Origin of the sequence: Rhodanobacter sp. T12-5, from assembly GCF_008329435.1 — a bacterium.
GTDB lineage: Bacteria > Pseudomonadota > Gammaproteobacteria > Xanthomonadales > Rhodanobacteraceae > Rhodanobacter.
Window position 1 is genome coordinate 127331 of the sequence record NZ_NPKN01000003.1, and the last position, 12956, is coordinate 140286.

13 protein-coding genes are annotated in these 12956 nt (G+C 65.7%); 6 read left to right on the forward strand and 7 right to left on the reverse strand.

What is annotated here, in order from left to right; all coding sequences use genetic code 11:
- Window positions 1-36: 36 nt before the first annotated feature.
- Both CIW53_RS08645 and CIW53_RS08650 read right to left on the reverse strand, forming a co-directional pair.
- Window positions 37-714: a Fe2+-dependent dioxygenase gene (locus CIW53_RS08645; RefSeq protein WP_149364316.1), complete on the reverse strand. Its 678-nt coding sequence runs from the start codon at window positions 712-714 to the stop codon at window positions 37-39.
- 109 nt (window positions 715-823) lie between these two features.
- A complete protein-coding gene (locus CIW53_RS08650; protein ID WP_149364317.1) occupies window positions 824-3163 on the reverse strand; it encodes a catecholate siderophore receptor Fiu in 2340 nt (779 codons plus the stop codon).
- Between the two features lie 52 nt (window positions 3164-3215).
- Between CIW53_RS08650 and CIW53_RS08655 the strand changes: the two genes are divergently transcribed.
- On the forward strand, window positions 3216-3407 hold the full coding sequence (locus CIW53_RS08655; protein WP_149364318.1) for a hypothetical protein: 192 nt from the start codon (window positions 3216-3218) through the stop codon (window positions 3405-3407).
- A gap of 104 nt (window positions 3408-3511) precedes the next feature.
- Here the strand turns inward: CIW53_RS08655 and CIW53_RS08660 are convergent, their stop codons facing one another.
- From CIW53_RS08660 to CIW53_RS18055, 3 genes are all read right to left on the reverse strand, one after another.
- Window positions 3512-5635 (reverse strand): M13 family metallopeptidase, encoded by a 2124-nt coding sequence (locus CIW53_RS08660; RefSeq protein ID WP_149364319.1) that lies wholly within the window; start codon window positions 5633-5635, stop codon window positions 3512-3514.
- Window positions 5636-5808: 173 nt separating this feature from the next.
- Window positions 5809-6486 carry a DUF502 domain-containing protein gene (locus CIW53_RS08665; RefSeq protein ID WP_149364320.1) on the reverse strand — a complete coding sequence of 226 codons (678 nt, stop codon included), beginning with the start codon at window positions 6484-6486 and terminating at the stop codon, window positions 5809-5811.
- 53 nt (window positions 6487-6539) lie between these two features.
- Window positions 6540-6662, reverse strand: a complete 123-nt coding sequence (locus tag CIW53_RS18055; protein WP_277949629.1) for a hypothetical protein — start codon at window positions 6660-6662, stop codon at window positions 6540-6542.
- A 140-nt stretch (window positions 6663-6802) separates the two neighbouring features.
- Here CIW53_RS18055 and CIW53_RS08670 point away from each other — a divergent pair, with 140 nt between their 5' ends.
- Window positions 6803-7720: an NAD(P)/FAD-dependent oxidoreductase gene (locus CIW53_RS08670; protein ID WP_242451832.1), complete on the forward strand. Its 918-nt coding sequence runs from the start codon at window positions 6803-6805 to the stop codon at window positions 7718-7720.
- A 77-nt stretch (window positions 7721-7797) separates the two neighbouring features.
- Here the strand turns inward: CIW53_RS08670 and CIW53_RS08675 are convergent, their stop codons facing one another.
- Window positions 7798-8250: a DUF4442 domain-containing protein gene (locus tag CIW53_RS08675; RefSeq protein WP_149364321.1), complete on the reverse strand. Its 453-nt coding sequence runs from the start codon at window positions 8248-8250 to the stop codon at window positions 7798-7800.
- A gap of 117 nt (window positions 8251-8367) precedes the next feature.
- On the reverse strand, window positions 8368-9231 hold the full coding sequence (gene trxA, locus CIW53_RS08680) for a thioredoxin (protein WP_149364322.1): 864 nt from the start codon (window positions 9229-9231) through the stop codon (window positions 8368-8370).
- Between the two features lie 123 nt (window positions 9232-9354).
- On the opposite strand from trxA, the gene CIW53_RS08685 reads away from it, so the two are divergent.
- The 4 genes from CIW53_RS08685 to CIW53_RS08700 are packed head-to-tail and all read left to right on the forward strand — an operon-like array spanning window position 9355 to window position 12929.
- Complete coding sequence (locus tag CIW53_RS08685; protein WP_149364323.1) at window positions 9355-9966, forward strand: paraquat-inducible protein A; 612 nt, start codon at window positions 9355-9357, stop codon at window positions 9964-9966.
- Complete coding sequence (locus CIW53_RS08690) at window positions 9963-10616, forward strand: paraquat-inducible protein A (RefSeq protein ID WP_149364324.1); 654 nt, start codon at window positions 9963-9965, stop codon at window positions 10614-10616. Before CIW53_RS08685 ends, CIW53_RS08690 begins: the two co-directional genes overlap by 4 nt.
- On the forward strand, window positions 10609-12318 hold the full coding sequence (locus tag CIW53_RS08695; protein WP_149364325.1) for an MlaD family protein: 1710 nt from the start codon (window positions 10609-10611) through the stop codon (window positions 12316-12318). The genes CIW53_RS08690 and CIW53_RS08695 overlap by 8 nt, the downstream gene beginning before the upstream one ends.
- Complete coding sequence (locus tag CIW53_RS08700; RefSeq protein WP_149364326.1) at window positions 12315-12929, forward strand: PqiC family protein; 615 nt, start codon at window positions 12315-12317, stop codon at window positions 12927-12929. Before CIW53_RS08695 ends, CIW53_RS08700 begins: the two co-directional genes overlap by 4 nt.
- Window positions 12930-12956: the final 27 nt, after the last annotated feature.

Here is a 12956-nt window from a genome sequence, read left to right on the forward strand (position 1 = left end):
CCCGCCGGCATGCCCCGTCCGCGTCGGGTTCGATGCTCAGGTTTCGGCCCACTGGCGCAACAGGTTGTGATAGATCCCGGTCAGCTGCAGCAGCGCAGCGGCATCGGCGCCGGATCGGGTGAGGGCCTGGATCGAGCTATCCAGTTCAAACAGCAGGCGCCGCCGACTGTCGTCGCGGATCAGGCTTTGCACCCAGAAGAACGCCGCCAGCCGTGTGCCGCGGGTCACCGGCGTGACCCGGTGCAGGCTGCTCGACGGATAGACGATCAGGTCGCCGGCCGGCAGCTTCACTTCGTGCTCGCCGTAGGTGTCGCTCACGATCAGCTCGCCGCCGTCATAGTCGTCGGGCTCGGTGAGGAACAGCGTGCAGGAGATATCGCTGCGCAGCTGGGCCTCGGCGGTCAACGTCATGACCGCGCCGTCGACGTGGGAGCCGTACTGGCCGCCGCCCTCGTAGCGATTGAAGCGCGGCGGCAGGGTGCGCAGCGGCAGGGTTGCCGCGTGATAGAGCGGCGAGGCCGCCAATGCTGCCAGCACGAGCTGGCCCAACTGCTGGCGCAGCGGCGAGGCATCCGGCAACTGCCGATTGCGTTTTACCTTGGCGCCTTGCGCACCGACGGTTTCGCGACCGTCGGTCCAGTCGGCGGCATTCAGCGCAGCGCGCATCTGCGTGAGCTGTTGGGGGCCGAGAACGTCGGGTATGTGCAGCAGCATGAATCACCTGTGCCATGACGTTGCGGGAGCGGCTTCAGCCGCGATGTTTTTTTCATCGGAGGCCCGGAAGCAAGAGCATCGCGGCTGAAGCCGCTCCCACAAAAAGCGGTCAGAAGCGGATGTTGGCGGTGAGCATCGCCGCGCGCGGCGTGCCCGGGGTGTAACGGTAGCCGCTCTTGTTGATCGCCGCGACGTAGTCCTTATCGAACAGGTTGTAGAGGTTCAACTGCAGGTCGAAGTGCTTGTTGACCGGGTAGCTGGCCATCGCGTCGAACACCCAGTAAGACCCGGTGAACGCCGGCGTGCCGACGGCGCCGTCGGTGCCGCGCTTCATCTCGCCGGCATAGCGCGCGCCGCCGCCGATGGTGAGGTCGAAGGGCAGATGGTAGGTGGTCCAGGCGGTGAACGCGCTCTTTGGCGTATAGGCGAGGTCGCTGGAGCCATCGTTGGCTACGGCGTTGCCGTCGATCACCTTGGCGTCCATCGTGGTGTAGCCGGCGGTGACGGCCCAGTTGTCGGTGAGCTTGCCGACCATGCTCAGTTCGATGCCCTGCACACGCTTCCTGCCGACCTGGTAGTACTGCAGGTCGACCGGATCCTGCACCAGGTCGTTGCTGACGGTGGTGCGGTACAGCGCGCCGGTCAGCAGGAGCTTTTCGCCGAGCAGGTCCCACTTGGTGCCCAGCTCGACGGTGCGGGCCTTCTGCGGGTCGAAGTTCGGGTTGTCGGCGCTGTTGGCCGAATTGCTGAGGGTGAGCGTATTGCCGCCAGGCGGTTCCTGCGACACGGCGAAGTTTGCGTAGATGCTGCCGTTGGCGGCTGGCTTGTACAGCACGCCGAGTTTGTAGCTGGGCAGGTTGCCGGATTTGCTGGTGTCCACGCCGGGAACCACGCTGCCGGCCGGCAGGCTGCCGCAATCCGGGCCACGACGGCCGCCGCACACCACCATGCTGTCGAAGTCGGTCTTGTAGTGGTCCAGCCGCACGCCGGCGTTGACCTGCCACTGTTCGTTGACTTTCAGGGTGTCGAATACGTAAGCCGCTTCCGTGTCGGTCTGGCCGTGGCTGTCGGCGCCGTTGCGGCCGTAGACCAGGCCGTTGACGTCGGCGTCCGGGTGGTACAGGTTCGCTGCTGGCCAGGCGCTGCCAGCGAGTGCCGCCATGCCTGTGGTGCTGGCCTTTTCGCGGGTCAGTTCGATGCCTGCGCTGAGGTCGTGGACGATCGCGCCGGTTTCGAAATTCGCCGTGACATTGGTCTGGTTGGTGAGGATGCGGTTGGTCTGGTCCTTGAACGTCGGATTGCTGCGCGCGATCGTCCAGGTCGACGGGTCATCGATGCCCGGAGTCAGCAGGTTGGCGGCATCGCCCTTGAACGAGGTCAGCAGGTAGTCCTGATGGGTGCGGCCCCAGCGCGTGGTGTTGTGCAAGGCCACGTCCGGCGAGAAGTCATGCTCGACGATGATCGTGAACATGTCCGCCTTGACATCGTCTTGGTCGGCGTCGGTGCCGTAGAAGTTACGCGGATCGACCATGTTAGCGTCGGCGAGGAAGGGACGGGTCGGGTCTGGGCTGCTGTAGCCGGGCAGGCCGATGGTCGGCACGCCGCCGTCGGGCAGGTTGTTCTGCTTCACGTGCAGGAGGTCGAGGTAGACGCGGGTCGGCGTATCCATGCCGAAGGCCAGCGACGGCGCGATGCCCCAGCGGTTGTTCTCGACCTTGTCGCGTCCCGGTGCGCCGCTGTCCTGGCCCATCACGTTGAGGCGGAACGCGGATGTATCGCCAAGGGTCTGGTTCCAGTCGGCGGTGGCGCGCTTGTGCTGGCCGCTGCCATAGCCGATCGATCCGGAGATGCCGTTGCCCAGCTGTGGCTGCTTGCTGGCGAGGTTCACCGCGCCGGTGGGCGAAGTGCGGCCGTTGTCGGTACCGGCCGGGCCCTTGGTGACTTCGACCTGTTCGATGTTGAAGATGTCGCGTGAGATCGAGCCGAGGTCGCGCACGCCGTCGACAAAGATGCTGCCGGACGTATCGAAGCCGCGCATGTAGATGCCATCGCCGGTGCTGGTGCTGCCGTTTTCGCCGACGTAGAAGGTGCCTACGCCCGGGCTGTTGCGCAATGCCTCGGTCAGCGTGGTGGCACCCTGCTGCTGGAGCAGTTCCTTGGTGATCACGCTGATCGTCTGCGTGGTGTCGATCAGTGGTTGGGTGAATTTCGGCGATGACACGTAGTCGACGCGATAGTCGTCGCCAGCGACGGCCTCCACCTTCACCCCAGGCAAGTTCTTCGCGTTGGCGACCTGCGGCTCGAAGAAGCTCCCCGCCGGGACGTCCGCAGCTGCTGCAGGGAAGGCCAGTGCCAGGCCGGTGAGCAAGGTCGCTGCCGTCAGCATGCCTGCCGTTGCCGGCTGCTTGCAGGAGGTGACGGCGTGTTTGCGTGACTTGATGGCTGCCATGGGATCTCCGTTGATGGTCTGGTGAGTCGACAGGGCCTGGCGGGTCTGGCGAATGCAGGTGTTTCGCAATGGCTGGATGAAGGATTTCCGGGCGGCGCAAGGCGCACAGCGGGATGGCTGCGTGTTCGTGCCGACCGACGAAGGTCAAGGGGTTCGGGATTTTTCCGCGCGACGCATCCACCCGGGGGGCGAGCGGTCGGAGCAGGCATACGATATTGTTAATGAGAATGATTTGCAATACTGAATTGCCGCCGATGCCGCCGCGAGGCCCATGAAAAAGGCCCCGCATTCGCATGCGGGGCCTCTGTTTTCATGCCGCGATGAACCGCGGCATCCAGCGGGGTCGACTTACCAGATCTTCACCTGTTTGTCGGCCGGACGCACCATCGCGTCGCCGGGCTTGCACTGGAACGCGGTGGCGAATGCTTCCATGTTGGAAGGCGCACCGATCGCACGCAGAGCCGTGGGAGCATGCGGATCGGTGTTCAGGCGCAGCAGCTCCTGCTTCTCGCGGGTGTGGCCACGCCACACGCGGGCCCAGTTCAGGAAGAAGCGCTGGTCCTCGGTGTAGCCGTCGATCTTCTTGCCGGCCTCCTCCGGGTTTTTCTTCAAGGCGGTCTGCAGCGCGTCATAGGCGACATTCAAGCCACCCAGGTCGGCGATGTTCTCGCCCAGGGTCAGCTTGCCGTTGACGTGCGCATCCGGCTTGTCCTTGATCGGCGTGTAGTCGTTGAACTGCTGCACCAGCTTGGCCGTACGCGCGTCGAACTTGGCACGGTCGTCCTTGGTCCACCAGTTGACGTTGTTGCCGGCGCCATCGAACTGGCTGCCTTCGTCGTCGAAGCCGTGGCTGGCCTCGTGGCCGATCACCGCGCCGATGCCGCCGTAATTGATCGCGTCGTCGGCCTTGGCATCGAAGAACGGCGGCTGCAGGATCGCGGCCGGGAAGTTGATCGTGTTGTCGGTCGGGTTGTAGTACGCGTTGACCGTCTGCGGGGTCATGCCCCATTCCTTGCGGTCGGTCGGCTTGCCGATCTTGGCGATGTCGTACTCGTAGTTGAACTTCGAGGCCGCCTGGATGTTGTCGTAGTAGTTGTCGCCGGTGACGTTGAGGCCGGTCCACTCACGCCACTTGTCGGGGTAGCCGATCTTGGGCAGGAAGGTGTCCCACTTGGCGATGGCCTTGGTCTTCGTCTCGTCGCTCATCCAGTCGAGGTTCTGGATGCGCGCCTTGAGTGCGTTGCGCACGTTGTCGACCAGCTCCTGGGCACGGGCCTTGGCTTCCGGAGTGAACTCCTTGGCCACGTAAAGCTGGCCGAGAGCCTCGCCCATGGATCCGTTGACCGCGCGCAGCACGCGCTTCCAGCGGGGCTGCTGTTCCGGCTGGCCGGACAGGGTCTTGCCGTAGAACGCGAACTTGTTGTCCTCGAACGCCTTGCTCAGGTACGGCGAGGCGTCGTCGATGGTGTGGAAGCGCAGGTACGCCTGCCACTGGGCGATCGGCGCCTTGGCCAGCAGCTTGTCGAACTCGGCGAAGAACTTCGGCTGCGACAGCGAGAAGCCCTTGTCGACAGTCACGCCCTGGGCGGCGAAGAACTTCTCCCAGCTGAAGTGCGGGGTGACCTTGTCCGCTTCCTTGACGGTGACGAAGTGGTACTGGTTTTCCGGCGTGCGCAGTTCGACCGGCGCCAGCGAAGCCTTCGCCAGTTCGGTCTCGAACGCCATCACCTGGTCGGCCTGCTTCTTCGCGTCATCAGCCGAAACACCGGTCAGTTCCAGCGTCTTGGCGATGTAGTCGAGGTACGCCTTGCGCAGGTCGGCTTGTTTCGGGTCGGTGTAGTAATCCTTGGTCGGCAGGCCCAGGCCGCTCTGGAAGGTGTAGGCGATCTGCTTTTCGGCGTGCTGGAAATCGGCGCCGGCACCGAACTGGAAGATCTGCATGTCGCCGCTGGAGAAGCTCTTGTCGAGGTAGTCGGCGACGTCGCTGCCGTTCTTCAGCGCGGCGATGGCGTCGAGCTTGGGCTTGATCGGATCGAAGCCGGCCTTCTCGATGGCGGCGTCGTCCATGCCCGAGTGGTACAGGTAGCCGATCTTCTGTTCGATCGAACCGGCCTTGGCAGTGGCGGCATTCTTGGCGGCCGATTCGACGATGGCGTGCTGCGTGTTCAGGCTGTCCTCGGCCAGCTTGTTGAATGCGCCCCAGCTGGTGTGGTCGGCGGGGATCGGGTTGGCGGCGACCCATTTGGCATTGACGAAGCCGTTGAAGTCCTGGCAAGCCTTGATGTTGGGGTCGAGCTCGCTGATGTCGAAGATGCTCTTGCCGGCATCGACCGCCGCGGTGGTGCTGCTGGCAGCTGGCGCCACGCTGGCTGGCGCCTTGGCCGCGTCTTCCTGCTTGCCGCAGGCGCTGAGTGACAGCGCAACGCTTACGGCCAGTGCCAGCGCCAGGGGCTTCAGATACTGCTTGGTCATGGATATCCCTCTGTGAGTGATTTTGCCCTGTGGGCAGGTACGGTGGTGGTGGCTGGCCGCGCTGTCGGATCCCCCCTCAGGCCGCGGACATACCGGATTACGCTAGGTCAAACGTCACGGGTCAGACAGTGTCAAAGGTCAGGGGGTGGGCGTAGTGCACCGAAGGCACGATGTCACCGCGCCGCGTCTTGCGGATCCGGCACGGGCAGGCGCGGCGAGGCGGGCAGGGTGTCCGGTGCCACCGCGCCGCCGGAAATGATGAAGGCCATCGCCTGGTCCATCGTCCAGTCGGTCGGGGTCAATTCGTCCAGCGGCACCACTTCCAGGTAACCGCCGGTCGGGTTCGGCGTGGTCGGGATGTACACCGCCGCCATCTCGCGGCCGCTGCCTTCCTCGATCATCACGCGGGTCACGAAACCGACCACCTTCATGCCGCGGCGCGGGAACTCCACCAGCACCACGCGCTGCACCCCGGACGGCTTGTTCTGCAGCACCGCCATCAGCTTCTTGGTGCCGCCGTAAATCGTCTGCACCAGCGGGATGCGCGCCAGCAGGGCGTCGAACGCATTGAGGAAGCGCTGGCCGATCACCCGGTTCGCCACGAAGCCGAGCAGGTAAAGCGCCATCAGCGTGGCCAGCAACGCGACGATGAAAGTCAGCCACTCCATCTTCAGCGACTCGGCCGTGTGCGGCGCCACCAGCGCCAGCGTGCCGAGCAGCCCGGTCACCAGCGGCGCTCCGATACCGGCCAGCAGGCCGAGCACGAACTTGAACACCAGCCAGGTCACCCACAGCGGGATGAACGTGAGCAGGCCGGTGAGAAGGTAGCGTTTGAGGCGCAACGGGGGCATGGAGTGATCCGGGGCGTGGGGGTTCGCACATTGTAGGCGAGGGCCTCGGCGCGTCAGCGAAGTTTCAACGGCGGCAGGGCGCGCGCGATCTTCATGGTTTCCAGGCTGACGGCGACCACGCGCAGGAACAGCTCCGGCAGGCAGGGCGGGTTGTGGCCCAGTCCGGTGGCCCGCACAGTCGCGCAGAACCCATGCCGCAGGCGAGGCTTTCGCGGGGGCGGGCGGCGCAGGCAACGCTGGATCGCTGTTCCGCCACGCCCGCTTCACGGCCAACGCGTGCAAGCTCGCCCATCCTCAGGTTTCCGGTCTGCCTGCCGTGTCCACCTCCGCACCCCTCGATGATGTGCTCGACTGCCTGGTGATCGGCGCGGGACCGGCCGGGCTCACCGCGGCGACGTATCTGGCGCGCTATCGGCGCAAGGTCATGGTGATCGATGGCGGCAGCAGCCGGGCGCGCTGGATTCCGGCCAGCCACAACTGTCCGGGGTTTCCGTTTGGCGTGGCGGGCAACGATCTGCTGCAGCGTTTTCGCGCACAGGCGGACGAGTTCGCGGTGCCGATCGTGCCCACCCGCATCGACACGCTGACGCGTGAGGGCGGGGACTTTGTGGCCGGCGACAGCCGGCACAGCTGGCGTGCCCGGCAGGTGATCCTGGCCACCGGCGTGGTCGACCGGCTGCCCGAGATCAACGACGTGGAACAGGCGATCGCCAGCGGCGTGCTGCGCCTGTGCGCGGTATGCGATGGCTACGAGGCGCGCGACGAGGTGATCGGAGTGCTCGGGCCCGGCGACGTGGTGATGGGCCATGCGGAATTCCTGCGCACGTTCTCGCGCCAGGTGACGGCACTGGACAGCCAGGCCGGGGACGCGCCCGCCGAGGCGCTGCGGCAACGGGCCGACGCCGGCGGCATTGTTCTGCGCGGCGCGCCGGTACGGCTGACGTTGCGCGATGGTGCTTGCCACGCGACGTTTGCGGATGGCTCCTGTGAGCGGTTCGATACGCTGTACCCGGTGCTGGGCGCCGACGCGCAATCCGCGCTGGCGCGGGCGCTGCATGCCGGCGTTGACGAAAGCGGCGAGCTGCGGGTGGATTCGTCCATGCAGACCAGCGTGGCCGGTCTGTACGCCATCGGCGATGTAGTCAGCGGGCTCAACCAGATCAGCGTGGCCGTAGGTCACGCGGCGCTGGCGGCGACGGCAGTGCATCGCCAGCTGCCGCCGAACAAGCGCTGAGCGGGTTGCCCATCTTGCCGTGGTGAAGCGACGGCGGCCTTCACCGGAATGACGTGGGGAGGTTCGTGCGGATGGGCTCAGCGTGCCTTCGGCTTCAGCCGCACGTAGAGCTGCTTGCGCACGCGGGCGATCACTTTGCCATCGGCGGTGACCACCTCGGTCTCGAACCAGCGCAGTACCTTCTCGCCGCCCGCGGCCGCCGCACGCAATTCGTCGACCACGGCCGGCGCCAATTTGAAGTGCGCGTAGACGTCTTCATAGCCCGGCGCCACGAAGTCGATTGCGCCGGCCTTGTCCCACACGTAGTAGTCGCTGCCGAGCTGGTGCATCGCCAGCAGCATCCAGAACGGGTCGACCATCGCGAACAGGTTGCCGCCGAACTGGCTGCGCACGTAGTTGCGATTCCAGGGCCGCAGGCGCAACACCACCTTCGCCTCGCTGTAGTCGTCGCTGAGCGACTGGATGCGGATCGCGTTGAACAGGAACGGCGGCCACAGGTTGATCAGCCGGCGGAAGGTCGATGCGCGCATGGTTTCCGGAATCCGAATTTCTTGTGGGAGCGACTTCAGTCGCGATGCTCCTGCTGAAAAGCATCGCGGCTGAAGCCGCTCCCACATGATGTGGCGAGAGTCGCTGCGTGGTGAAATTCAGAACAGCAAAGATGCCATCCGACGCCGGTAGCGACTGACCAGCTCGGCATCGTCGAGCGTCGCGAACGCGGCCAGCAAACGCTTCTTGCCCTGGCCGTCGTTCCAGTCGCGGGCTTTCTGCAGGATGGTGAGGAACTGTTCGAGGCCTGCTTCGGCGTCGCCTTCCAGCAGCAGGCGCACGCCGAGTTGGTCGCGGGCGGCCCAGTCGGCGGGATCGGTCTGCACGCGTTGCTGCAGTTCGGTTACCGAGGGCGCATCTTTCAGCGCATGGGCCAGCTCCAGCTCGCTGCGCAGGCGCACGGCGCGCGCGTCGGTGGCGAGGTTGGCGGGCAGCGCGGCGAGTTCGGCTTCGGCGGCGGCGATCTGGCCGGTCTGCATCAGGGCCACTGCCAGGTCGAGTTTCAACTCGGGCTTTTTCGGCTCAGCGGCGATCTCCTGCTGCAGCCGGTTGATCATCTGCTCGGGGGTTTCCTGCGCTGTCGCGTCCTCGATCGCGTCGACGGCGGCCAGCGGCTGCACGTGGCGCGACAGGAATTCGCGCAGCTGGCCTTCGGGCAGCGCGCCGGCGAAGCCGTCGAGCACCTGGCCGTCCTTCACCAGCACTACGGTCGGGATGCTCTTGATCCCGAACATGCCGGCCAGCTCCTGCTGGCCATCCACGTCGACCTTGCCCAGCCGGAATGCGCCGTTGTATTCGGTGGCGAGCTTTTCCAGCATCGGGCCGAGCGTCTTGCACGGCTCGCACCAGGTGGCCCAGAAATCCAGCAGGATCGGCGTGGTCAGCGAGGCCTGCAGCACGTCGGCTTCGAAGGTCTGCTGGTCCACGTCGAAGACGGGGGCGAGGGCGGTGGCATCGGTCACGGAAAACTCCAGCTCGGCGGATACCGGTTCAGATCAGGGTTCCGGCGCAGCATATCAAGCAGCGCGTTCACGATAGATTTGCGAGAATCGGCAACGGTCACGCCGAAACAAGGCATCGAGTGCATGGCTTCACCTGAAGCGCTGTTGATCTGCGAGCACTGCGACACGGTCTACCGTCGGCGCGCGCTGGTGCGTGGCGACGTGGCCCGATGCGCATGTTGCGACGCAGAGCTGGAGCGCCATCACGCGCTGAGCGTGAACGCGATGCTGGCGCTGATCCTCACCGCCTTCATCGTGTTCGTGCAGGCGAACATGTGGCCAATCGTCACGCTCGGCCTGAACGGGCAGCACAGCAGCACCACGCTGTGGGGCATGATCGTCGCGATGTGGCGGGAGCAGGCCGGGGTCGTCTCGGTGCTGGTTGCTGCTACGTTGTTCTTTTTCCCGCTGATGAAGATGTCGCTGCTGGGCTGGCTGTTGTGGTTCGCCCGGGCCGGCCGGCGCGCCCCGGGTTTCAGGCAATTGATGGTGACGCTGCATTATCTCGGGCCATGGACGATGAGCGAGGTGTTCGTGCTGGGCGCGCTGGTGGCGATCGTGAAGGCGCACACTTACTTCGACGTGACCCCGGATCCGGGCATCTATGCGTACGCGGCGTTGACCTTGCTGATCACCATCTTCGCCGGAGTGGACTTGCGCCAGTTGTGGGACGAGACGCCGGAGCCTCTGGCATGAGCGCGCTGCCGCGCGCCGCCGAACTCGGCCTGATCGCCTGCAAGGTATGCGGGCTGGTGTGCCGCAACGTGCGCGATGATGAACGCCTCGACGGCGACGATCGGGCCGACGCCATGGCGTGTCCGCGCTGCGGTGCCACCCTGCACCGGCGCAAGCCGAACAGCTACGTGCGCACCTGGGCGCTGCTGATCGCGGCGTTCATCATGTACATCCCGGCCAACGTGCTGCCGATCATGCGCACCGCCAGCCTCAACGACGTGGATGACAACACCATCATCAGCGGCGTGGTCGAGTTGTGGCGCGCCGGTTCGCCGAACCTGGCGGTCATCGTGTTCAGCGCCAGCATCGTGGTGCCGGTGCTGAAGTTCCTGGCACTGGGTACGCTGTTGCTGAGCAGCCAGCGCGGCAGCGAGTGGGCGCGGCTGCAACGTGCAAAACTCTATCGGCTGGTCGAGCTGATCGGCTACTGGTCGATGCTGGACGTGTTCGTGGTGGCGCTGCTGACCGCACTGGTGCGTTTCAGCGTGTTGAGTCGGGTCGAGCCATTGCCCGGCGTGATCTTCTTTGGCCTGACCGTGGTGCTGACCATGCTGGCCTCGATGAGTTTTGATCCCCGGTTGATCTGGGACGGCAAGGATAGTGATGACTGACGACGGCCACATCGAACAGGATCGCCCGGACGGCGCCGAGTTGCCGCGGCCGGTGGTGAAACGGCGACGTTTCAACGCCTCGCTTATCTGGCTGGTGCCGGCGCTGGCGGCGCTGGTCGCGCTTTCGCTGGTGGTCAGCAACTGGCTGCAGGCCGGCCCGCAGATCACCATCAGCCTGCAGAGTGCCGAAGGACTGGACGCAGGCAAGACGCCGGTGAAATACAAGGACGTGGTGATTGGCCGGGTCAACAAGATCTACCTCAGCGCCGATCGCAGCCATGTACTGGTGAAGGTGGCGTTGGAGAAAAGCGCCGAGGGCTTTGCCACGCGCGACACCCGCTTCTGGGTGGTGCGGCCGCGGATCGGGTTGGGTGGCGTATCCGGCATCGATACGCTTCTGTCCGGTGCGTACATCGGCGCGGATATCGGCGATTCGAAAGAACCGGAGGACGAGTTCAAGGGCCTGGAGATCCCGCCGTCGGTGACAAATGGCGCACCAGGCCGCAGTTTCAAGCTGCACAGCGACGATCTCGGTTCGCTGGACATCGGCTCGCCGGTGTATTTCCACCGCATCCAGGTCGGCCGGGTGGCGTCCTACCAGCTGGACAAGGACGGCAAGGGCGTATCGCTGAACATCTTTGTCGACAGCCCGAACGACAAGTTCGTCACCGCTTCCAGCCGCTTCTGGAATGCCAGCGGCGTGGACGTATCGATCGGCGCGAACGGACTGAAGCTCAACACCCAGTCGTTGGCGACCGTGCTGGCCGGTGGCGTGGCGTTCCAGGATCCGCCGGGGCCGCATGACAGCACGCCCGCGCCGGAAAACACCGAATACAAGCTGTTCGGCGAACAAGCCAGCGCAATGGCGCCGCCGGACGGCGACCCGCGTTACATCCGCATGCGTTTCGAGCAGTCCGTGCGCGGCCTGGCAGTGGACGCGCCGGTGGAGTTCCTCGGCATCAACATCGGCAAGGTGGTATCGGTGCGGCTCGATTACGACGAAAAGGCGCAGCGTTTCCCTGTGGTTGTCGGCGCGGTGATCTACCCGCAGCGCCTGGGCAAGGCTTATGACAAGCTGGAGGCGCTGGCCAAGGCGCGTGGCGACGGCACCGACCTGTCGCAGTTGATCGGGGGCCTTGTCGACCACGGCCTGCGCGCACAGGCCCGCACCGGCAACCTGCTCACCGGTCAGCTGTACGTGGCACTGGACTTCGTGCCGCACGCACCGAAGGTGGCGTTCGACCCGAGCGCGAAACCGCTGACCATCCCCACCATGCCGGGCAGCTTCGACAAGCTGCAGGAGCAGATGGCCGAGATCGTCGACAAGCTGGACAAGATCCCGTTCGACAGCATCGGCAAGAACCTCGACCAGACCCTGGCTGGCCTCAACGCGACCTTGAAGCAGGTCAACGGGCAAACCCTGCCGGCGTTCAAGGACACCTTGCAGGGTGTGCAGAAAACCATGGGCACCGCCAACGACGCGTTGTCCGGCGACTCGCCGCTGCAGCAAAATCTGGGCAGCACGCTGGAGCAGGTGCAGCGCATGGCACGCTCGCTGCGGGTGCTGACCGATTACCTGAGCGGTCATCCGGAGGCATTGCTGCGTGGCCGTCGTCCGGATGCCAAGGCTGCCGATCGTCCAACCGCCGGCGGCGCACCCGTGCCGGCGGCCACCCCGTCACCGCAAGGGAGCCAGCCATGATTCGTGACGCCTCGCGTCTGCTTGCCGCCGCGGCTGCGCTGGCGCTCAGCGCCTGTGCCACGGCACCGCTGCATTACTACACGCTGATCGCGCCGGCCGGTGCGCCCGCCGATGTCGTGGCGGCCGCGCCAGCACTGCCGTTCGAGTTGCTGCCGGTCGGCGTGCCGGCGCAGGTCGACCAGCCGCAGCTGGTGGTGCGCGAAGGTGGCCAGGGCGTGGCGCTGCTCGACGGCGAGCGCTGGATCGCCCCGCTCGGCGACGAGATCCGTGGCGCGCTGTCGGCCGATCTGGCCCGTGACCTGCACAGCCAGGACCTCAGCGGCCAGCCCGGCAACGGCAAGCCGCGACTGCGGATCAAGCTGGACCTGCGCCGGTTCGACTCGCAACCGGGCAGTTACGCGCTGATCGAGGGTAGCTGGAGCGTGCGCCTGCTGCAGGGCAATCATCCCGCGGCACTGGTTTGCACCAGCCTGGTCAGCGAAGCGGTCGGGCCGGGCTACGAGGCGCTGGTGGCCGGGCATCAGCGTGCGCTTGGCCAGCTCGCGACGCAGATCGCCGCCGTCGCCCGCGCGCTCGGCAACGGGCAGGCGGCGAGCTGTCCCGCGCCGTGAGCGCACCGGGCGGGCTTGGCGGCCGAT

Excerpts from the sequence above, each read along its gene's own strand:
- CIW53_RS08645 (WP_149364316.1), bottom strand. The coding sequence starts at position 714 with ATGCTGCTGCACATACCCGACGTTCTCGGCCCCCAACAGCTCACGCAG.
- CIW53_RS08650 (WP_149364317.1), bottom strand. The coding sequence starts at position 3,163 with ATGGCAGCCATCAAGTCACGCAAACACGCCGTCACCTCCTGCAAGCAG.
- CIW53_RS08655 (WP_149364318.1), top strand. The coding sequence starts at position 3,216 with ATGCAGGTGTTTCGCAATGGCTGGATGAAGGATTTCCGGGCGGCGCAA.
- CIW53_RS08660 (WP_149364319.1), bottom strand. The coding sequence starts at position 5,635 with ATGACCAAGCAGTATCTGAAGCCCCTGGCGCTGGCACTGGCCGTAAGC.
- CIW53_RS08665 (WP_149364320.1), bottom strand. The coding sequence starts at position 6,486 with ATGCCCCCGTTGCGCCTCAAACGCTACCTTCTCACCGGCCTGCTCACG.
- CIW53_RS08675 (WP_149364321.1), bottom strand. The coding sequence starts at position 8,250 with ATGCGCGCATCGACCTTCCGCCGGCTGATCAACCTGTGGCCGCCGTTC.
- CIW53_RS08685 (WP_149364323.1), top strand. The coding sequence starts at position 9,355 with ATGGCTTCACCTGAAGCGCTGTTGATCTGCGAGCACTGCGACACGGTC.
- CIW53_RS08690 (WP_149364324.1), top strand. The coding sequence starts at position 9,963 with ATGAGCGCGCTGCCGCGCGCCGCCGAACTCGGCCTGATCGCCTGCAAG.
- CIW53_RS08695 (WP_149364325.1), top strand. The coding sequence starts at position 10,609 with ATGACTGACGACGGCCACATCGAACAGGATCGCCCGGACGGCGCCGAG.
- CIW53_RS08700 (WP_149364326.1), top strand. The coding sequence starts at position 12,315 with ATGATTCGTGACGCCTCGCGTCTGCTTGCCGCCGCGGCTGCGCTGGCG.